This window comes from Vibrio sp. TRT 21S02 (assembly GCF_050113675.1).
GTDB lineage: Bacteria > Pseudomonadota > Gammaproteobacteria > Enterobacterales > Vibrionaceae > Vibrio.
The window spans coordinates 213,595-233,456 of record NZ_JBNJOI010000002.1 but is presented as its reverse complement, the minus strand read 5'-3'; the positions used below and the strand labels follow the sequence as shown (position 1 = coordinate 233,456).

Here is a 19,862-nt window from a genome sequence, read left to right as displayed (position 1 = left end):
ACTCTCCAGGACTATATCCGGCTGTTTTTGCATGAAGATTGATATCAGTGTAATGCCGAGATGTAGACGTTAGTGTTTCTCTATTTGCTCCGTAAGAAAACGATAACGAAGTTATTTTTTTAGAAGTTCCAATGCTTACAGGAACAAATGAATTGCTTGTAGAGGAGGGGGGAACATCTCCTATATTAACAGATGCGCTCCCTATAGTGACTCCACCACATGAAATACTGCCGCCAGTTATGGCTGCGGGTTTACCATTGATTTTTACAGTTGAGGAGCCGGAAGCAATGGAACGCCCATGAGGAGGGTGCTTAGGTTTATCATGAGGAGCTAAAGGATCACCGACTCTAGCCGCAGGAACGCCATCAAAATTAACGTCCGGTGAACCAGCGGTTACTGGTGTCGGTGGAAAACCATCGTGATCAGTACCTGTATCACCCACTTTGACTGCTTTAGTCATACCAAGTCTCCTCAAGTATTTTGTATGTTGTTTACGCAACTTGTAAGTTGATATCAATACAATTAAAAGGGAAACGGGATACAGGTCTCTAGCGGGCAACTTGTTGCTCGAATAATTAATTTATGAGCAAGTTTTTGTAAATGGGTGTCATCTCTATTGCTGCGCTAGATCTTGTTTTTCGTATCTGTTTATTTTGAACACTTCGTAACCTAAAAAGTCATTTAATTCTTGCATCATGTCAATCAGCAGCAGTAACCCATTCTTGTGAAACAACCAATCAAGTTTGTTTAGATCTAATGATGTAATGCTTTCTCTACAAACGCTCATTAACTCGATTGGTACTCGGTGTCGTGCTAATACATCGTTCATTGTTTGGTTTTTTACCTCTTTGAATGAATCTTTAGCTTCTAATTGACCAATAGGCTTGAGTTCTGGCGCTTTGGTATCTTTACCTCGGGCATTTACAAACATATTTTTAAATGCCATACCTTCTTTGGCTTGCAGTTTCGCTTTGACTTCTACTTCTTGTTCTTTGGCCATGCAAGGCTTATTTACATGAAGTAAGTAACCCACGAGTTGGCTTTTGCGATAATATTGACGGCGAAATAAGGTAGCGTCGTCATTCAACCAGATAGAAATGTTCAACTTGTACATATGTAGGCGCAGCAAAGCTTAAAGAGCTAACTAAGCGTACGACTTTCATCCGCGTACAAGAGCAAGAGAATAACGTATTCGGCAAAGAATAAGTCTACAATTCTTTGGAAAAGAATAAATTTTAAGAGTCGCATATAGCGGCTCTTTTTTATTCTTCAATAGGCCTGTTTCGTACATTTCATGATTTACTACTCATTAATGTAAGCCCACGGACTCAGTGGTTAACTTTCTTCAAATTAAATATCCTTATATTTCACAATGATATTCATGTCCATTTAAATGAACTGACTTAACGCACATAACTCTCATGCTTTAGTACTAATATTCTCAGTAGTGTTCGGTTTTTTATTGAGCTGTTTAGTATGACTTCATACAAGGAGGGAGTATGAAAATGTGGGTTATTAAGATGGCTGCGACATTCGCACTTTGTTGGATAATGAGTGGGTGTGGGGACAGCTCAAGTGCTTCTGCTGTCTCAACCTCGTCACTAGAGCTACCCGAACAGTTGGAGGTAGTGACAAATGAAAGTGAATAACATGATCTTGGTGCTGAGCGTTTTAAGTGTAAGCAGTAGTCTTGCAGCATTTAATAATGCGAATACAGACTACTCAAACGTTGAACAAAAAAGCTATGTTTGGAATGAAGCGTTAGAACCAATAGAACTTGCGAACAGTATCCTTTGTTTTACGTCTCAATTTAATAGCTTGGAGTTTGTCAATACTGGCGCTTACCTTATTTTGGCTGACGAGGCAGCGTGTTTTGATGAAGAAGGAGGAACTGATGGGCAGTCTTCAGGGGCAAATGCCACGACTTATATGAAGGTTATATCTTCAGTGACGCGAAGTAATGATTTCTCGCCACTTATCGTCAATGCATGGATGCCGGAAATGGGCGATGGCAATGAAACCCAAGCGATAAAATTTAAGGCAGAAGTCTCCCAAGGTGCAACCGACGCTAACCCATTTGGTAGCTTTACTTTTAATTTCGATTTGTTTCAGTCATTCGACACGAATAATCAACGTGGAACGGGTGAGGTTGTGACGGTTGATGATGTACCCGGGTCAATAGGCTTTACCATTTACGAACAATACAACGCCGACGGACAAACAAATGTTCAAAGAGCAAGTGTCGTTATGAGTAGTGATAGAGCTTCTGGGACGGCATTAACAGGATTTGACCGTGGTGCTTATGGCGAAGAGTCTTACGCACTTACCTTCAATAGCACCCATGTTCTGATGCAAAGTGTTAATGGGGATTTTTCAGATCTACCTTATAAATCAGGAAACAATACTGGCACTTGCTATAGTCGTACTGAGTTTAATGACGTGGTTCATCGTTATGACTTATTTAGTGCTTCAACGGGAAGCCGTGTCAGCGTCAATAGTGGTTTTTCAATTAAGTATGATGGTGATAATAACGGTAGTTTTGAAAGCTACGGTTTTATCGGGTATTGGGGGCTTTGGACTGAGCAAAATGGCGGTATCGTAACGGGAGATACCGTTGTGAGAGAAACTGCTGGCGGCTCTAGCAATTATACGGCAGTTGTCGCCCCTGGCAGATTGATTAAAAACAGCGTGAAAACGTTAGCACTTAGCCAAGCACGAAGCATTCTATTCTCATATTGGGATAGTGCAATTTTTAGCGACCCAAACTATGACCAATGGGTTGTAAACTACCTCACAGTTACTGCCGATAGTGTGGGGCAGGACGGTTTCTATAAAACGGGTAAGCTCAAATGGGGGGAGAGTGGACCTGAAGTGGCTGAAATCACCCCGACACTGATTCCATTATCGACCAACGACTCGTTATACATGTATTCCGATCAGCTTGGAGGAGAAGTTAAATACCTTGAAGGAAAAACAAGCCTGACGTATTACGAACAAACCTTTATCAATGGTAGTGAAACAGGTTCTGGTGAGTTACTTAATTCTGGTTCGGTCACCTTTACGTGCTACGACAATTGCCCAATTGGCACCTTCCAGTCTACTGATTTGGTTAACTATTCGGGTACTGGAAGTCCCTATGAAACAACGACGGGACCTTTTTCTTTCACCTTTAGTAACACAGGTGGTAACGCATTAACACTTGTGAGTAGTACAAGTTCAGAGCCAGTCAGGTTTGCTTCTTCTCTTACGGAAAGCGATATTTCGTCGTCTCCACATAGTTGGGGAGTTCGTAGTGGGCCGATGATCATTGGAAGTGTTAGTAACCCGTGGGATATTTATGATCCTGCAATTACAACTGAGTTCTATGTATGGGAAACTGGATTACAGACATGGAATCAAATGGCTACACTGAAAGATAGCTCGGGTAATTACTTAAGTTTCGATAGGCCAATACAGTTCACGTATCAACATACTTCAGCAAACGATCGTAGCGGAAATGCAGGTGTCTATGCTCAGCAAACGTTTTTGTTGAATTATGGTGGTAATGGCAGTTTTTGGGGTGTTCCCAGTGCAACGGATGGTGATGGCCGTTATCAACCTGCGTTTTCCATTGCTGATGGTGTAGTCATGGGGTCAAGCAATCAATACGTGATAAAAGCGTTAGAGATTGAGCAAACTATGCAAACCGCACCGGGAGAATGTGGCAGTCTAGTATTAAGTGATCCTGCTGCACCTGTGCCTACTGGAGTCACTGGAGACGCAAACATCGGTACGATGCCGACGGTCTCCGATGAGCCCGCTGTAATTGCTGGTGTTACGCAATAATGCTTTTTATTGTATCGTCTGTCATGTGTTGTGGCAGGCGATACATTTCAGTTGCTTAGGATTGTTGCTCTTTATCGATTTCTACTTTACGTGTAACGAAGTGTTCATAACCTAATTTATTCCCTTCAAATAAGCCTTTCATACAGGCTTCTTCTTTTGAAATACCTCGGTTGATCCTTTCACGTTTTAACGTGTTGCGGTAGCTGGCCTGAGTTTTATCGTACATTAAGTACGAATTTTGATAGCAAACTTCGTAATCTGTAAGGCTATCGGCTTTATTAGTCATTTGTCGAACAGTCTCATTGCTCGCGCATCCTAGGAGAGTCATTGCTAACCAACTGGTTATAATAATTATATGTTTATTCATCGCTCTATTTATATATTTTGAAGGCGATGCGTATCGTAATGATCAGAACTGATGAAATGTCAGGAAGGCGTTAGCTGCCAATTGTTGTTTGAATGCAAGGTTATTATTTGTCTTCTGTATGAGTTATTGGTGGTGCATTTGCTTGTCTTTGTTTTGTGGATATGAATTGACCGCGGCAGACAAGCAAAAACACCTCAAGGCCTATTGGTTGTAGGTATATTCTGAATGTTTATAACATGTTATTTACAGGCTCAGATCTGAGTCATCGTTAAGATTACAACCTAAGTTCAAAAGGCCTTAGGTTGTCATTTTGCTTACGAGTCAAGGAAGCTCAGCATAAAACGCGGCAACATCTTTTAAATCTAGATCGTTGAGCTTTTGAAGTTGAGCTTTCATCATTTCAGCGAGAGGTCCTTTGCGTTGCCCCGTTTGATAAGACTTCATTGATTGATATAAGTATTCGGCATTTTGACCATTAAGGTGGGGATAACCGCTGTTTTCTGGTGAGCCGTCTTTTGTATGACAATAAACACAGCTTGGTGCTTTACGCTCTCCAATTATTGGATCACCAAATTGCTGTGCTGCTGATGTAGAAAATGAAGCAATTAGAAAGACAAGTGATAGGGGGGCATATTTCATATCAGGATCTCAATAACCTATTGTATTTAGGTAAAATAAAGCTTCCCCTAAGGGGAAGCTCAATGTGGTGAGATCAACAAAATAGTACTTATGTGTATTGCTTAAGTTTTTCGAGTAGGAAATCGACATCCGTTTCAGTGATGTCGTGATGCGTTACAAAGCGGATTGGATTCCCGGCAGACACAGTGATGCCTTCTTGCGAAAGTTGTTCGACAAGCGTATTAGCATCAACAGACTCCGCTAGTTTAGCGAAAACGATATTTGTTTGAACAAAGTCGGATTTCACTTCGAATGCATCGAGTTTTTCGAGACCGTTGGCGAGACGTTTCGCGTTCGCATGGTCGATTTTTAGCTGTAGTACTTGCTCTGTTAATGCTAGTTTGCCAGCAGCGGCAAGAATTCCTGCCTGACGCATACCCCCCCCAACCATTTTACGTAATCGGCGTGCTTTGGCGATGTATTCCTTTGAACCGAGTAATAAAGAGCCAACAGGCGCGCATAACCCTTTAGAAAGGCATATTGTCATCGAATCGAAGTATTGGGCGATTTCTTTGACATCGATATCAAGCGCGACTGCAGCGTTGTATACGCGAGCGCCGTCAAGGTGTAATGATAGCTTGTGTTTATCTACAAACTCTCGGGCTTGTGCAAGGTATGAGATCGGAAGTACTTTGCCGTTAATGGTGTTTTCCAAGCTTAAAAGCTTCGTACGTGCAAAATGGCTGTCATTGGGTTTAATCGCAGCAGCCACTTTACTGAGGTCCAAGGTACCATCTGGATTGTTCTCAATTGGTTGAGGTTGAATCGAACCTAACACTGCTGCGCCACCTGCTTCATAACGATAATTGTGAGCTTGTTGACCACAGATGTATTCGTCGCCACGTTCACAATGCGCCATCAAACCAAGAAGGTTGGCTTGGGTTCCTGATGTTGTAAAAAGTGCAGCTTCAAAGCCATGTCGTTCAGCAGCCCAATGTTCCAGTTCATTGACTGTTGGGTCATCGCCATAAACATCATCTCCGACAATGGCATTGGCCATTGCTTCGCGCATTGCTGCCGTTGGTCGAGTTACCGTATCTGATCTAAAATCCATGCCACACTCCTAAATAAATCCACAAAGCTTTGCTTTACTCAAGCAAGCGATGGTCTTGGCGTCGGTAATTTCTCCCTGAATGATCTTATGTTCCAACTCAGGTAAAGAAAGGGTAATTACTTCAATAATTTCGTCTTCATCACATTCGTAACGATTGGTTTTGGATAGATTTTTTGCCACATAAAGGTATTGGATCTCATCACAGAAACCAGCCATAGGTGTTACTTGTCCCATAGGGATAAATGTTTCAGCACTGTATCCTGTTTCTTCTTCAAGTTCACGTTTTGCGCAAGTAAGTGTGTCTTCTTTTTCTTCGATGGTTCCAGCAGGCAACTCCAACAACCACTTTTTTAAAGAAGGGCGAAATTGATTGATAAGAACAATCTGATTGTCTTTAGTGATAGGAAGAATCACCGTCGCACCTGGATGAATGATTGTTGTATGTTGAATAGTTTGATTTGTAGGTAGCGTAACGGTCTCTTCTACGAGCGAAATACGTTTCCAGCGATGTATGGTTGTGTTGTGTTTTTTATGATTCATCTGTCTTCTATAAGCGACACTTCTAAGCTTGCTTTACATTACCACTAACGAGAAGGATTGGCAGGCTCATCTTTGAGTATCAACTTGTATATTCTTCTTAGAACAGTGATTTAATTATCATTAATGCAAACAATGATTACATCATAAGTCACAGAAATTCGTTCTGCTATAAATATCCGTCTGATAAAAAATCCACTTGTAACAAAGTGATAACAAATGTATAAATTTATATATACATAGCATACGGCTAAGGTGAAAGGAACGAAGCATGATCAGCCCGACTAGAGCATCACATTCTCAAAAAGCTTTGCTATCTGAGCGGATCAACAAGCTCGCTCAAGCTTTGTCTGATGGTGTTTACGAACGTGAAGATACCATAAAGATGTGTTTGCTTGCTGCACTTGCGGGTGAAAGTGTCTTTTTACTTGGTCCTCCGGGAATCGCGAAAAGCCTAATAGCTAAACGGCTGATTCAAGCCTTTGATAGCTCTTCTTATTTCGAATATCTGATGACACGATTCTCCACACCTGAAGAAGTGTTTGGTCCGTTAAGTATTCAAGAATTGAAAGATAACGGCCGTTACGTACGGCTAACAGAGGGTTACCTTCCAACTGCCCAAGTCGTATTTCTTGATGAGATTTGGAAAGCTGGACCTGCCATTCTGAATACACTGCTGACTGTCGTGAACGAAAAGACCTTCAAAAATGGTAATGAAATAGAGCGTGTGCCAATGCGTTTGTTGGTTTCAGCTTCAAATGAATTGCCTGACGAAGACAGTGGCTTAGAAGCATTGTATGACCGGATGTTAGTCCGAGTATTCGTAAACCGTATCCAAAATAAACAAAACTTCAAATCCATGTTAACGGTTGGCACTTCTCAAGAGGCGAAAGTTCCTGAAGGCCTAGCCATTACTGATGCAGAGTACCATCAATGGCAAAGTGAACTTGAACAATTAGAACTTTCTGATGATGTGTTTGAAAAGCTCTACGAGTTAAAAAATATGTTAGAGCAAGCTTCAGAGACAAATACGCTATCAGACGGTGATTTATACATTTCGGATAGACGCTGGAAGAAAGCAGTCAAACTACTTAAGGCGAGTGCGTATTTTAATGGCCGAGACGCGATCAATCCTTTGGACTTACTGCTATTACAGGACTGCTTATGGAACAGCCCTGAATCACGTGACGTTGTGCGCAGTGTAATTCATAATTTTGCGCTCAACCATGCATTCAATCAACAAGATGTTGAACAGCAAGTGAACTATTGCCGAGAGGAGCTGGAAGATGTTCAGCAAGCTCTAGAGTCGCAATTTGGCATTGAGCTGTCTAGTGAATCAACGACTGGCCTATTGAAAAAGCAGGTTAACCATTACGATATTTCTGGTGCGAAAAGCTACAAAGTGGGCAGTGCATTTGATTTGGTTAAACTTGTGTTGTTGCAAAGCAATATGTCGGTATCTGAATCAGAAAAAGGCGATAGCCGTTGGGTTTACGTTCCTAAGAATGAACTTGAGCGTGTGATAAAAGATGGACATGGTGATGTTTATGGTTACGTTAACCAAAACACCAACATGTGCCGGTTACGCTTCGATGTTGATGCTGCCAATAATCTAGTCATTAAGGATATTGCGAACCGAGCTGTACTTGTCGCGTTGGTGACAAATAAAGGGCTAGATGACGCTTTATACCAAAGCTGGGTAGACAAATCTCAATCTGCATTAGAGCAACTTGAACAAGCAGAACATGCTTTAAGAAAAGCGCGATCTGACTTCCATGGAGCACTGCCTCATGCATTCGTCGACCAAGATATCCTACGGACGATGGAAGCAAGCCTACAAAACCTTTCTCAATTAATCGAATCTACTAAAACCGAGTGTGAACGTACGGTTTTTCGTTTTAAAAACCTAAATCAATTTTTCTCTTAAGGAGGCGGGCATGCTCGGTGCAGATGGTTTAAACCTTGCTTTGATGATCGCGGATTCAGGCATTATTGACTCCGCAGTTAACGACTTAATGGCTCGTTCTCAAGTCATGGTTATGGCTGAAAATAAAGGGGTAAAAAGCTCGGTTAAAAACCATCTACTGAAGTGGCGTGGTAGCGTAAAAAAGAGAATCACTAAAGTCTGCGAAACTGAGCGCTTCCAACAAGAGCTCGCACTGTATCAAGAAGTTATTCACTGGGATGAAGAACGTTTTTTTAATGATATTCATGAAGTCATCAAAAAACTGGAGTGGCATTCTGCGTTCTATCTTCAAGCTCGTCGCTTGATAGAGAAAAACAAAGGGGTACATAACCCGATGTTCCCGCATTACTTTTGTGATGAATGGTACAAGAGTCTTTCTGATGCAATATTACAAGCACAGGTTTCTGAACTAGAGACAAACAAGGAGAAAGTACTTAAAGACCTTTATCAACGAATGGAAACCATGAAGAACATGGACAAGGTCGCGGAAGAAGGGGATATCGGTAGTGTGGGACGTTTGTGGGATATGGCTTCCGCTAAGCTGAGTAAAACGGATTTAACCGTTATGAAGCGTCATGCCGAATTTTTGAAAAAGAATAAAGGCCTGCAAGATATCGCTGAAAAACTAGGACGAATGGCCGGACACGTTGATGATCCCGAGCTAAACAAAGCGCCGGTAGAAGAATTACAGATGGTCGAAGAGAAATCGGACGAAGCTACTGACGACATCGTGGGTATTCATCAAAGTGACGATTTAAACAAACTTCTTCCAAATGAAACCATGTTTCTTGCTTATCCGGAACTAGAAGTTGTTTTCTACAAAAACCTCGCTGACAAGCGGCTAATGAACTATCGAATGCAGGGTAAGTCTCGCACTTTGCGTAAAGTCAAAGCACAGAAACCTGACAACAAGCAAGTTGACGTCGAAAAAGGGCCATTTATCGTTTGTGTTGATGCGTCAGGCTCTATGAGTGGATTCCCAGAACAGTGCGCCAAAGCAATGGCCTATGCCTTAATGCAAATCGCGCTAGCAGAGGATAGAGAATGTTTTGTTATTCTATTTTCAACTGAGCAAATTACGTATGAATTAACTAGGCAAGATGGTTTACGAGAAGCCAGTGACTTCCTGTCATACAGTTTTCACGGTGGCACTGATTTAGAACCCGTTTTGGGCAAATGCGTTGACTTGATGTTGGGTGATAAATATAAAAACGCAGATATGGTGGTAATTTCTGACTTTATTGCGCCAAAACAATCTGAAGCGTTACACGCGCGGGTGATGGCATTAAAAGAGAAAAAGAATCGCTTTCACGCTATCAGCTTATCTAAATACGGAAATCCTGAATTGATGAGTATGTTCGATCATTGTTGGGCATATCATCCAAATCTTGTTGGTCGTTTAATGAAAAAATGGTGACCGTATTGAGGCATAACTTTGGTATGCCTCAATACGTCATGTTAGCCTAGTTTTTATGCCAATTTAAAGGTTTGAAGTTGGTTCTGCACATGCTTAGCTTCTGTGCGGTAGTTATGGACGACATTATTCAAGTTGTTGGCAAGTTCCCCTGTGTTCTGAGCAATTTCAGCTAAGACATCAATATCTTTATCCACGGCTTCACTAGCTTTAGATTGTTCAATTGTTGCATTAGCAATGCTGGTTATGTGCGCGTTAACAAGCTCAATTATGGATTCTAACTCACCGACACTCTCAGTTACTTGTGAGACCGACGAGTGAGTTGAATCGGTTGCGGTGCGGCTTTTATTCATGTTTTCTACTGCGGTTTGAGTATTGCTGGTCATGTTTTGCAAAAGTTGACCAATGGACTCTGTCGCTTCTTTACTTCGTTGGGCTAAATCTCTTACTTCTGAAGAGACGACTGCAAAACCACGCCCATGTTCACCGGCTCGCGCAGCCTCAATGGCGGCGTTGAGAGCGAGCAAGTTTGTCTGCTCAGAGATGCCATTTATTGTATCTACGATCTTGCTGACGCTACTCGCATCTTGCTCTAGCTGCTGCATGCAACTTTGAGTTTGTTCGATCTGATCAACTAGCGCTTCAACTACATGGAAAGATTCTTTGCTTTGTGCTTGGCAGGCCAGAACTTTTTCAGTCATTTGTTTAGTTTCTTCAAGCGACCGTTCGGATGATGTTGCTATATCGTGACTCGACTGTGCAAGCTCGGTCATTGCAGTTGCGATGTTATCGCACTTGGCTGTGGTGGACTGGCTGCTTTCACCTAAATTCGTCGCATTTTGAACGATCTGTTCCAGTCTGTCAGAACTGTGGTCATTGGCGCGTGTTATGTCGGACAGTAATTTTTTCAGATTCTGAGTTAGACCGTTGACGCTTTTTGAAATTAGAGAAACTTCATCTTTGCCATGGTTCTCAAGAGAAATACTGAGATCTCGTTGGTTTGACATAATCGCGAGGTTCTCGGTTAGTAGCCCAACGCGCAGTTTAAGGTTCTTAACACATACATAAAGAGAGCCAACTAAGATAAGGGCAAGTAATGTGGTTGTTGTGAATAACATAGTTTGCATGAAAATAGCGTTATTCGCTTGGTTAGAAGCAAGAGCTGTCATCTCTTTCTGTATTTCATTCCGAACATTATTTAAGGATTTAATTCGCTCTGTTGCCATACCAAACCACTGAGAAGATTCTGGGCCAACAAGGGAGGATAATGTTGCTTTTTGAGAGAGGTAGGAATTTTGTATCTCAACCACTTTCTGCCATGTATCACTTTTAATCGCACGATTTAACATCACTGCATATTGGTTGGGCAGAGTAATGAATGCCATTCTTTGACCATACTCACCCGATTTTATGTACCCTTCGATTGAGGTGTATTGGCCTAGAGTTGAACTTTGACGCGCGAATGCACCGTTCAATGCACCGCGTACCTGACCGGCACGTTCTTTCATCGTGATAACTGAAACGAGTCCACTACCGAGTGAAGAAACTTGTGGGTTATTGAGCGAAGAACTTAACGTAGTGGCATTATCTATGGCCAGTTGATTTAAATTGGAATAATACGCGAAAGGAGAGAGGTTAGGCCTAAGCGTATCGACCTCATTTCGGACTTTAGTGAGCTCGTTTAGTTGTGTGGTTACGTCCTTTCGTAAAGCATGGACAAATTGTTTTTCAAGATAGACTGGTTGGAAATCAAGAAATGCATTTACATGCGTATTAACCGTAGAACGATGGCTCTGTAATTTTTCGACTTGCTTATTATTCCCTTTACTTCCAAGCACTCCCGCTGTTAATCCACGCTCGACCGCCAAGTTGTGTGCGAGATTGTCATACAGCAAGATAAGCTGAACGCTTTCTTTATCTTTTTCCGCATGGATTACTGCGTTCTTTTGATTCGAAACTAGCTCAATAGCCATCGAGATTGAAATAAGAATTGGAATTCCAGCTAACACAGAGACCACTACATAGAGTGGGAAATATTGTAATACCTTTTTCATTGGGTCACCTAAAGCATTATTGTTATATGGCAGTATTAGAATAGTTAATTTTATGAAATTAATGGTTAAGCAATTCGTGTTATATGATTGCACTCACAAAGAAAATTCACTCTCATTTTCGTATCGTAATTAACCATTTAAGTCGATTTTGTGCTAAACCTAAGTTGTGGATGCTAAGGAGTGTCAGAGCATGGAGCTTTTCGCTGATAAACGACAACCTAATAATGCTAGGCTGGATGAGAGTTCGAGTAAGCCAGAGGAATTAACTACGCCTTGGCGCGTATTGTTGGTGGATGATGATGAACAAATGCATCAGGTAACTCGACTAGCGTTAAGCGGATTTAAGTTTCAGGGACGTGGTCTAGAATTGATCTCTGCGTTGTCTGCATCAGAAGCAAAATCCATCCTTGATAAGGAGCATGGTATTGCGTTGGCACTGGTTGATGTTGTGATGGAAACAGAACATGCTGGCCTAGACTTAGTAAAATATGTCAGGGAGCAGACGAAAGATCACAAGATTCGACTCGTTTTGAGAACCGGACAAGCCGGGCAAGCGCCAGAAGATCTCGTCATACAAGAGTATGATATTGATGATTACAAAGAGAAAACTGAGCTTACGACCCAAAAGTTAAAAACGCTCTTATATTCAATGCTCCGTTCTTACCGTGACCTCTGTTTAATTGAAGAACAAAAAGAAGGTCTTTCTCGCGTTATTAAAGCATCTGCAAATGTTCAAAATACCACCACCTTAAAAACTTATGCTTCATCAGTCCTCAGTCAGCTAACCTCTCTCCTCAATTTAGATGCATCGGCATTTTATTGCTTAGCTCAACCATCACCCGATGGTGAGCAGTGCAGGGCATTAACATTAGCTGCAACAGGTGGTTATGTTGATTTTTCAAATAAGTGCGACTTTGATTTATTGCCTGAAGTGGTAGCAAATCGGTGCAAGCAAGTACTTGACTCTAAGAAGTCTCAACACTTTGGTGATGCATTTGTTCTGCTATTAAGTGATGAACACGATATCGATAATTTGCTTTACGTGAATCTCAAGCGGGAGTTAAGTGAATTAGACAGAAAGCTATTGGAAATCTATATGCAAAATATTGGCCTAACATTTGAAAACCTAAATCTGATGTTAGATCTAAGGGAAACCTCGAAAGAACTTGTTTATAACTTGGCAAATGCCGTTGAAGCACGAAGTAGGGAAACGGGTGCTCACGTTCAACGTGTTTCACTTATCTCGGAACGTCTTGCTGAGTTATATGGCCTCAATGATACTCAAGTTAACCATATTAAAAATGCAGCTCCTCTCCATGACGTCGGAAAGGTCGCAATTCCCGATAGCATTCTTCACAAACCCGGCAAACTTGACGCGGATGAGTGGGAGATCATGAAGAAACATGTCGAGTATGGTGTCGATATTCTCAGTAAATCCAAGCGTAAGCTCATCGATTATGCAAAAGAAATTGCAGCGACTCATCATGAAAAATGGGATGGCTCTGGCTATCCAGCAGGTTTGAAAGGTGAAGCGATTCCGATCAGTGGACGTATTGCCGCTGTAGCCGACGTATTTGATGCTTTAGGGGCCAAACGCTCCTATAAGGAACCCTGGCCTGATGATGAAATCATGCAAGAACTTGTAGCGCAAAAGGGCAAGCATTTTGATCCAGATTTGGTTGATCTCATGGTGGATTATTGGGATGACTTTATCCGCATACGTGACAGTTTACCTGATTAATGAACCGGTACGTTAACTCACCTTGCTATTGATCTCTGAAGGCAAAACAACGGGTAGGGTAATAGTGTAGTGGACCCCTCTATCTGGTTCTGAATGGAAACTAAGTGTCCCCTTTAATTTTTGATTCACTAAATTGAACACCAAATTCAATCCAAGCCCCGATCCCCCCTTACCACGTTTACTCGTGAAAAACGGTTCAAATATCTTGTGGTGGAGCTCTTTGGCTACGCCGACACCGTTGTCATGATATTCCAAATCGATGCTGGAGTTATCGTTTAAATGAAACTTGATAAGGATCTCTGGTGTCGCTGTTTGCTCGAAAGCATGGTTAACACTGTTCATAATTAAGTTGGATACGACCTGAGTTAACACACCGGGTAGGCTATTCATCATTATGCTTTCATCTCCTTCAACTTGGGGGATTACAGGCACTTTTCTAGTTTCAGGATGTAAACTGGCGATTAAGGCTTCAAGTACTTGTTTTACCTGAAACTGACTTCGGCTTTCGGATACTTGATCAACGGCTGTTTGTTTAAAATCTCGGATTAGTCGTGATGCACGATTTAAGTTTTGTTCCAACATAGATGAACTTGCAGTGATTTGTTGCATGAGCGAGGCAAACTGATCCGTCGTTAGGGATTGAGATTCAAATGCACCATTGAGTGTTTTTGTTGTATCTTGGATGACAGAAGCTGCGGTAACAGAAATTCCCAAAGGAGTATTCACTTCATGAGCTACACCAGCAACAAGCCCGCCAAGTGCAGCAAGCTTTTCCGATTCAATCAGCTTTTCTTGGGTACTTTCTAGCTCCTTCATGTTGTTTCTTAGATCAATCGTTCTTTCCGCTACAGTGTGTTCAAGATTTTGATTAAGTGCTTGAAGATCAAGTTGCGTCAGTTTTAAATCGGTAATATTTATCGCTGAACCGCGAAAACCCACAAATTTATCATCAACATACCGAGCTTGGGCTTGAAACATGAGGTATTGCGTCACCTCGTGGAGAGTAATCGACGTTTCAATTGTATTGAAATCATTTCTTCGAGCGACCGCTTTTACCAAATTCGTAGCGTGTGCGAGTTGAGGGATATCACTGAATAAAGGTTTGTCTAAAGCACTAAGTCCAAGCGCTTCGTACATGGAGTCTGAACAGTAAATGAGGTTGCCATATTCATTGGTTTCCCAAAGCCAATCAGAAGAAACATGAGCGAAATCCTGTAATCGTTCCTTTTCCTGTTTAATGTTTCGATAGAGGGTTGTTAGGTTGCTGGTTAGCCGGTTTGTTTCTTCACCCAACCAATCAAGCTCATCGACATTCTCTTTCATCCAGCCACCACGCATTAATTTTAATTGCTCTGGCGGATGTCTAGGACTGTACTCCCTAAGATAATGACTGATTTTGAATAGACGACGATTAATACTTTGATGAAAAACTAAGAGTATTACGGTGCAAACTAATAGGGTTTTGATGGCGTTAAGTAACAGCGTCACAATGAATTGCTTGATTAGGTAGTTGTAGATCTCTTGTGCATTTGATTCAACGTAAATGTGTCCAATGGATTCAACTGTACCCAATTGCTTGTTGTGATAGTTCAATGGATAAGTATCCGCTACGATGTCACCTGCAGTTTTTTGGCCAGCGTTAAAAGAGTACGTACCTGAAGTAACTTCCAGATAATCGATTTTGGGTAGATTGACCAAACCTTCTAATCGCTCTTGTAAAACAACGAGGTCGAAATTCCAAATAGACGTCGCGAGTAGATCAGCATGTACGGTTTGAACTTCAATATGTCGCTGCTCGACAACATTAAACTGATCTTTATAGTCCCAATATAGTTGAAGCAGGGTGGTCAGTAACGTGATGACACCGCTTAACAAAACTAGGATCAATATAATCCGTCTGCCAAGCCTACTCGAAAATGGGTTTGTAATACCTTGCTCAAACCTCTGGGCTCTACTCATCTTTATTCTTTCCCATTTAGCTTATTAGTTTGAGTATAGGTCTAAAAAATCATCGTTAAGTTCTAAACTTAATATATCGTAACTGATGTGAGGCAAATTATGCGTCTAGTTGTATTGCTGTTTTTGTTTTTCCCCTGTTTAGCTTTATCGGCTGATGTATTAATCATCGAAAGTTATCACAAGGAATATGCATGGGATGCCAGTTATGTCGTTGGTATAAAAACAGGGTTGGGCGATGAATATCAAATTGAACGATTTGAGATGAACACCAAGCGTCTACCTAAAGAAAAGTATCAAATGATGGCAAATAAGGCCTATAAACGTTATCAAGAGTTGAAACCACGTATTGTGATATTGGGAGACGACAACGCATTTAACTATTTACTACCTCAGCTATATAACGAACCTATTTCGATTCTGTTTTTAGGTGTGAACTCAAACCCTAGAAAGCTCATGAATAAATACAAAGGGCAGGCCGAAATATCGGGCATTCTTGAGCAACCATTATTTGTAAAAAATATTGGAGAAGTTGGCGCCATGCTGCCTAACGACAAAAAGAAGATAATTGTGTTGTTCGATTCTGGTGTAACGTCAAAAATTGCAAGTGATTATATGCACCTTCAATACAACTTGATTCAAAGTAAATTGGGAATCGAAGTTGATATCCTAAATATTGGCGCCTTATCCGACTGGAAAGCGGCAGTAAAAGGAGCAGCCTCTCAAGGAGTTGGGGCAATTATAGTCGGGTTATACCACACCATTGTTGACTCGGAAGGACGTAGCGTGAATGCTGATGACATCTTGGCTTGGACAAACCAAAACTCAACAGTTCCTTTATTTGGTTTTTGGGATTTTTCTGTAGGCAAAGGAAAAACGGCTGGTGGGGTTGTTTTATTCGGTGAGGCGCAAGGGTTAATGATTGGTGATATGGCAAAGAGTATTTTAAATGAAAAGAAACGCGCTAGTGATATTCCAATCCAAGTTGGAGTGAAAGGAAGGGCAATCTATAGCCCAACTGAGTTTGAACGATGGAATTTAGCCGCTCCCCCGCAATGGGAAGCGGTTGATTAAATCTATTCAGCTTTTAGTGCTCACTAGGCGTGTGTTGACTAGCATTACCGATAAGACTTTGGAGCGTTGGTTTGCTAAAACAATCTGAAATGGTTTGTTTTAGAGAAATTCGGCTAAGACTTAGGTTTTCTGTCTCTTTAGTCAGCTGATTGTAATCTTCAAAAATCCGGTTAGAAAGTTGGTTAAGTTCACGTCGCGTATTCAATAATGATAGGACGACAAAGGTTTTTTCATCGATACGTGCAATGATATCTGTTTCGCGGCAAACGTTTTTAAGTACATCAGCGACGGTTACAATGCACTGGTCTGCCGCTTCCACACCATAAGCATGGCTTACCTTATCGAGCTTATCGACGTCTAAAACTAGCAGCCCAATAGATTGCTCGTAACGAGGAGCATCTTTAAGCTTTTGCTCGCCCATTAAATTAAAGCCGTTGCTGTTGAGCAACCCAGTTAGTTCATCTGTCAGTATCAACGCTTCATTCGCATGTTTATTCCACAAAGTTAATAGGTCACCATGAAGTATGTGGGCTATTTGATTAATTAACTTCTCTAAACTTAGTGTTACTGGTGATGAGAGTTGCACCAAAACACAACCAAATAGCTCTTTATTTGACCAATAAATGGGTGAAGCGATAGCGGAGTGTTGATTAAGGTGGATGTTTTTTGGTTGGCTTTCTATTTCAATGTTGGGAAGTTGATTGAGAAATGCCACGTACAGATCACTGAGCTCCGTTGAAGGTAGGGTAAATGAATTAACATCCTTTTTGCTACTCGACACAACACTGAAATGTTTTTCGCACTGCTGCACAATATGACATTGCGTGTTGGGAAAGAGTTCAGCTACCAGCTCAACGGCATCCTGCCAATGTGAAAGGTCAATCAAACTATTACTATGGTGCGATAGACACTGCTGAGTATTAATCATAATGCAAAACCTTGTTATTTTTCTGACCTGCTAAAGCAAGTGGTTTTATGATGTGGTCAATTAGTTTAGCTATGAAAGCGTTACACATTGTCATAATATAGTTTGATTTTATTAAAAAGAGTGACATATGGACGTGAACACATTGATCCAAAAGCTAAAAGATGCACCACAAACTGTAGAGTTTGATGAAATTATAGCCGTTATTGACGACGTATATAATTTTAGTCCAACAACCTTTACCAATGGTGAGACAAAGAACGAACAAGGCCAAAATAACGGCTCATGTAAAATTTTTGCCTTTGCTAAACTAAATGGTCTAACTAAAGAGCAGGCTCTCGCCTGTTTTGGTCGCTATTATAGGGAAGATGTTCTAGGAAACCTAGATGGAACTGATCACCAGAATATTCGTAACTTTATGAAAACAGGTTGGGAAGGAATCGCGTTTTTTGGTGAGGCTTTAAACCTAAAGTGAATAAAAAAGGGAGGCAACGCCTCCCTTTAATTATATTGCCAATGGCATCTGACTTGATGAGTCGTGAGTTTTTGCAACTCGAATTAGTCCAAGTAGGGCAATGATGGACATTACTGCCATAATTGCGCCAACAGGCATCTGGTCAGTCGCAGGGATTGCTGACGCAATTAGTGTTGCAATACCTGCCCCCAAGTTTTGCATACCACCCAATATTGCGCCGCCAGTACCAGCATGATACGGGTAGGGTGAAAGTGCACCTGTCGTTGCCGCAGGGAATAGGATCCCGGCGCCTAAGAAATAAACCGTTGCTCCCCCAACAAGCGTTAAGGCGGTTGTCATCCCCAGCATCCCAGGGATAAGTACAATCAACGAGCCAACCATGATGGCAACAAGACCTACGATTAGTGATGCTTTTTCAGAACGTTTCCGTGCGATGTAACTGGATAGGCCTGCACCAATCAGGTAACCAGGAATAGGTAAAACAAACAAGATGCTCACAATCGTTGCCGGAAGCTTTAAAACACCAGCAAGTAATACACCTGCTGCCGCTTCAAAAACAGCGACGCCTGCGAACGTAGCAACCAAGCACAGCAAGTAACCTTGAAAGCGCTTGCTAGATAGAACAAAACGGTAGCTATCGGTAACGCGTTCATATTTTCTTTTTTCAATCGGCAAGGTTTCGTTAAAGCTCGTCGCCATCGTTATTACCACTGCAATCCCAAACAGAGCAAGGAACAAATAGCTAGAACGCCATCCGAAAACTTCGGTCAAGTATCCGCCAAGTACAGGTGCTAACAAAGGTGAAAAAATAACACACATACTAATAAGGCTATTTACTCGGTGTAATTCGTTTCCTGAAAAACAGTCACGAGTTAGTGTCCGAGACATCGCACCTCCGCAGCCAATTCCAACACCTTGAATAAAGCTACCAGCTAAAAACCATTCATATTGGTGGGCAAATAACGCAAGCAATGTACCCAGAATATAAATAACAAGCCCTGAGATAATAATGGGTTTGCGACCAAGGCGATCAGACAAAGGTCCATAGATAAATTGAGATAAACCGTATGGAATTAGATAGCAGGCCATGACAGCTTGTAGCGCTGCTGGTGACACTAGGAACTCTTTAGCCATGTGACCGATTGACGGTACGTACATGGTTTGAGTCATTTGACCAACAGCCGTCAAAATGGCAATTAGAAAAGTAAGTTTAATGACATTGGAAGAAGCAGACATTACTTTACACCTGAAAGAAAAACCATTAGCAGTAGCTATGGATTAAATTGCGAATTGAATTAAGTTAGAAAGTTCAGGCGCGAGATATTATAGGGGGTTAGAAGAATGGGCAATCAAAAAGTGTGATCTTGAGCAAGATATATTTCTATATTGCCCATTAGAAAATCTAATTAATAATTTTAGTGTACGGTTCATGATATAGGTTGCTTTTCTAAACAATCTCGGCATAAACAAAGCTGGTCTTGTTTGGTTTTAAAACACTCTCGTAGCTCCAGCTCAAAACACCAACAATGACTTTTTCCCGCTTGAATGTCACAGGTAGCAGGTTGGTTACAAGAAGGGCACTGGTTGTTAGAAGTGTGCCTAGACAAAGTTGATAGGATTTCATCACGCTTATGGTCGGTATAGCTTTGACATTGGCTGATTTCTAACATCGTTCGTTTACAACCTGAGCAAATGCCACCATTATTTTTACAAGCGGAGATACACGGTGTTTTCATATGTGATCCCTAGTATTTTAACACTGGCAACTATAATTGATTCGTTCTCAATTGCGAAAT

The 19,862-nt window shown here is 41.4% G+C and carries 16 protein-coding genes and 2 pseudogenes; 7 read left to right on the top strand and 11 right to left on the bottom strand.

Annotated elements, in window-relative coordinates:
• Positions 1-178 precede the first annotated feature (178 nt).
• A pseudogene (locus ACQEXU_RS03190) lies at positions 179-460 on the bottom strand (type VI secretion system PAAR protein); the annotation flags it as partial.
• A 153-nt stretch (positions 461-613) separates the two neighbouring features.
• A pseudogene (locus ACQEXU_RS03185) lies at positions 614-1,096 on the bottom strand (phage portal protein); the annotation flags it as partial.
• 403 nt (positions 1,097-1,499) lie between these two features.
• Here ACQEXU_RS03185 and ACQEXU_RS03180 point away from each other — a divergent pair.
• Both ACQEXU_RS03180 and ACQEXU_RS03175 read left to right on the top strand, forming a co-directional pair.
• Positions 1,500-1,649 carry a hypothetical protein gene (locus tag ACQEXU_RS03180; RefSeq protein WP_427009652.1) on the top strand — a complete coding sequence of 50 codons (150 nt, stop codon included), beginning with the start codon at positions 1,500-1,502 and terminating at the stop codon, positions 1,647-1,649.
• On the top strand, positions 1,636-3,825 hold the full coding sequence (locus ACQEXU_RS03175) for a hypothetical protein (protein WP_427009651.1): 2,190 nt from the start codon (positions 1,636-1,638) through the stop codon (positions 3,823-3,825). The genes ACQEXU_RS03180 and ACQEXU_RS03175 overlap by 14 nt, the downstream gene beginning before the upstream one ends.
• A 55-nt stretch (positions 3,826-3,880) precedes the next feature.
• Here the strand turns inward: ACQEXU_RS03175 and ACQEXU_RS03170 are convergent, their stop codons facing one another.
• The 4 genes from ACQEXU_RS03170 to ACQEXU_RS03155 form a co-directional block, all read right to left on the bottom strand.
• Positions 3,881-4,111, bottom strand: coding sequence for a hypothetical protein (locus tag ACQEXU_RS03170; protein WP_427009650.1), 231 nt, complete (start codon positions 4,109-4,111; stop codon positions 3,881-3,883).
• Positions 4,112-4,513: 402 nt separating this feature from the next.
• A complete protein-coding gene (locus ACQEXU_RS03165; protein WP_427009649.1) occupies positions 4,514-4,831 on the bottom strand; it encodes a c-type cytochrome in 318 nt (105 codons plus the stop codon).
• A gap of 88 nt (positions 4,832-4,919) precedes the next feature.
• Positions 4,920-5,924, bottom strand: coding sequence for a low-specificity L-threonine aldolase (gene ltaE, locus ACQEXU_RS03160; RefSeq protein WP_427009648.1), 1,005 nt, complete (start codon positions 5,922-5,924; stop codon positions 4,920-4,922).
• Between the two features lie 9 nt (positions 5,925-5,933).
• Positions 5,934-6,464: an NUDIX hydrolase gene (locus ACQEXU_RS03155; RefSeq protein WP_427009647.1), complete on the bottom strand. Its 531-nt coding sequence runs from the start codon at positions 6,462-6,464 to the stop codon at positions 5,934-5,936.
• A gap of 268 nt (positions 6,465-6,732) precedes the next feature.
• Here ACQEXU_RS03155 and ACQEXU_RS03150 point away from each other — a divergent pair, with 268 nt between their 5' ends.
• Together ACQEXU_RS03150 and viaA are read left to right on the top strand one after the other, a co-directional pair.
• Positions 6,733-8,388: an ATPase RavA domain-containing protein gene (locus tag ACQEXU_RS03150; RefSeq protein ID WP_427009646.1), complete on the top strand. Its 1,656-nt coding sequence runs from the start codon at positions 6,733-6,735 to the stop codon at positions 8,386-8,388.
• 10 nt (positions 8,389-8,398) lie between these two features.
• Positions 8,399-9,844 carry an ATPase RavA stimulator ViaA gene (gene viaA, locus ACQEXU_RS03145; protein ID WP_427009645.1) on the top strand — a complete coding sequence of 482 codons (1,446 nt, stop codon included), beginning with the start codon at positions 8,399-8,401 and terminating at the stop codon, positions 9,842-9,844.
• Positions 9,845-9,897: 53 nt separating this feature from the next.
• Here viaA and ACQEXU_RS03140 read toward each other — a convergent pair whose 3' ends face one another.
• Positions 9,898-11,895 carry a methyl-accepting chemotaxis protein gene (locus ACQEXU_RS03140; RefSeq protein ID WP_427009644.1) on the bottom strand — a complete coding sequence of 666 codons (1,998 nt, stop codon included), beginning with the start codon at positions 11,893-11,895 and terminating at the stop codon, positions 9,898-9,900.
• Positions 11,896-12,085: 190 nt separating this feature from the next.
• Here ACQEXU_RS03140 and ACQEXU_RS03135 point away from each other — a divergent pair, with 190 nt between their 5' ends.
• Positions 12,086-13,636, top strand: coding sequence for a DUF3369 domain-containing protein (locus ACQEXU_RS03135; RefSeq protein ID WP_427009643.1), 1,551 nt, complete (start codon positions 12,086-12,088; stop codon positions 13,634-13,636).
• A gap of 12 nt (positions 13,637-13,648) precedes the next feature.
• Here the strand turns inward: ACQEXU_RS03135 and ACQEXU_RS03130 are convergent, their stop codons facing one another.
• A complete protein-coding gene (locus ACQEXU_RS03130; protein WP_427009642.1) occupies positions 13,649-15,595 on the bottom strand; it encodes an ATP-binding protein in 1,947 nt (648 codons plus the stop codon).
• A 99-nt stretch (positions 15,596-15,694) separates the two neighbouring features.
• Between ACQEXU_RS03130 and ACQEXU_RS03125 the strand changes: the two genes are divergently transcribed.
• Positions 15,695-16,666 carry an ABC transporter substrate-binding protein gene (locus tag ACQEXU_RS03125; RefSeq protein ID WP_427009641.1) on the top strand — a complete coding sequence of 324 codons (972 nt, stop codon included), beginning with the start codon at positions 15,695-15,697 and terminating at the stop codon, positions 16,664-16,666.
• Between the two features lie 13 nt (positions 16,667-16,679).
• On the opposite strand, the gene ACQEXU_RS03120 is transcribed toward ACQEXU_RS03125, so the two are convergent.
• On the bottom strand, positions 16,680-17,594 hold the full coding sequence (locus ACQEXU_RS03120; protein WP_427009640.1) for a GGDEF domain-containing protein: 915 nt from the start codon (positions 17,592-17,594) through the stop codon (positions 16,680-16,682).
• Positions 17,595-17,721: 127 nt separating this feature from the next.
• Here ACQEXU_RS03120 and ACQEXU_RS03115 point away from each other — a divergent pair, with 127 nt between their 5' ends.
• The gene (locus ACQEXU_RS03115; RefSeq protein WP_427009639.1) at positions 17,722-18,066 is read left to right on the top strand and encodes a HopJ type III effector protein; all 345 of its coding nucleotides are present in this window, start codon (positions 17,722-17,724) and stop codon (positions 18,064-18,066) included.
• Between the two features lie 30 nt (positions 18,067-18,096).
• Here the strand turns inward: ACQEXU_RS03115 and emrD are convergent, their stop codons facing one another.
• Together emrD and ACQEXU_RS03105 are read right to left on the bottom strand one after the other, a co-directional pair.
• Complete coding sequence (emrD, locus tag ACQEXU_RS03110) at positions 18,097-19,302, bottom strand: multidrug efflux MFS transporter EmrD (protein ID WP_427009638.1); 1,206 nt, start codon at positions 19,300-19,302, stop codon at positions 18,097-18,099.
• A 191-nt stretch (positions 19,303-19,493) separates the two neighbouring features.
• The gene (locus ACQEXU_RS03105) at positions 19,494-19,802 is read right to left on the bottom strand and encodes a cysteine-rich CWC family protein (RefSeq protein WP_427009637.1); all 309 of its coding nucleotides are present in this window, start codon (positions 19,800-19,802) and stop codon (positions 19,494-19,496) included.
• Between the last annotated feature and the right edge of the window lie 60 nt (positions 19,803-19,862).

What these genes read in the sequence shown, in the direction of transcription:
- ACQEXU_RS03155 (WP_427009647.1), bottom strand. Translation starts at nt 6,464, where the DNA reads ATGAATCATAAAAAACACAACACAACCATACATCGCTGGAAACGTATT.
- ACQEXU_RS03125 (WP_427009641.1), top strand. Translation starts at nt 15,695, where the DNA reads ATGCGTCTAGTTGTATTGCTGTTTTTGTTTTTCCCCTGTTTAGCTTTA.
- ACQEXU_RS03170 (WP_427009650.1), bottom strand. Translation starts at nt 4,111, where the DNA reads ATGACTAATAAAGCCGATAGCCTTACAGATTACGAAGTTTGCTATCAA.
- ACQEXU_RS03175 (WP_427009651.1), top strand. Translation starts at nt 1,636, where the DNA reads ATGAAAGTGAATAACATGATCTTGGTGCTGAGCGTTTTAAGTGTAAGC.
- ACQEXU_RS03135 (WP_427009643.1), top strand. Translation starts at nt 12,086, where the DNA reads ATGGAGCTTTTCGCTGATAAACGACAACCTAATAATGCTAGGCTGGAT.
- ACQEXU_RS03115 (WP_427009639.1), top strand. Translation starts at nt 17,722, where the DNA reads ATGGACGTGAACACATTGATCCAAAAGCTAAAAGATGCACCACAAACT.
- ACQEXU_RS03140 (WP_427009644.1), bottom strand. Translation starts at nt 11,895, where the DNA reads ATGAAAAAGGTATTACAATATTTCCCACTCTATGTAGTGGTCTCTGTG.
- ACQEXU_RS03165 (WP_427009649.1), bottom strand. Translation starts at nt 4,831, where the DNA reads ATGAAATATGCCCCCCTATCACTTGTCTTTCTAATTGCTTCATTTTCT.
- viaA (WP_427009645.1), top strand. Translation starts at nt 8,399, where the DNA reads ATGCTCGGTGCAGATGGTTTAAACCTTGCTTTGATGATCGCGGATTCA.
- ACQEXU_RS03180 (WP_427009652.1), top strand. Translation starts at nt 1,500, where the DNA reads ATGAAAATGTGGGTTATTAAGATGGCTGCGACATTCGCACTTTGTTGG.
- emrD (WP_427009638.1), bottom strand. Translation starts at nt 19,302, where the DNA reads ATGTCTGCTTCTTCCAATGTCATTAAACTTACTTTTCTAATTGCCATT.
- ACQEXU_RS03150 (WP_427009646.1), top strand. Translation starts at nt 6,733, where the DNA reads ATGATCAGCCCGACTAGAGCATCACATTCTCAAAAAGCTTTGCTATCT.
- ACQEXU_RS03120 (WP_427009640.1), bottom strand. Translation starts at nt 17,594, where the DNA reads ATGATTAATACTCAGCAGTGTCTATCGCACCATAGTAATAGTTTGATT.
- ACQEXU_RS03130 (WP_427009642.1), bottom strand. Translation starts at nt 15,595, where the DNA reads ATGAGTAGAGCCCAGAGGTTTGAGCAAGGTATTACAAACCCATTTTCG.
- ltaE (WP_427009648.1), bottom strand. Translation starts at nt 5,924, where the DNA reads ATGGATTTTAGATCAGATACGGTAACTCGACCAACGGCAGCAATGCGC.
- ACQEXU_RS03105 (WP_427009637.1), bottom strand. Translation starts at nt 19,802, where the DNA reads ATGAAAACACCGTGTATCTCCGCTTGTAAAAATAATGGTGGCATTTGC.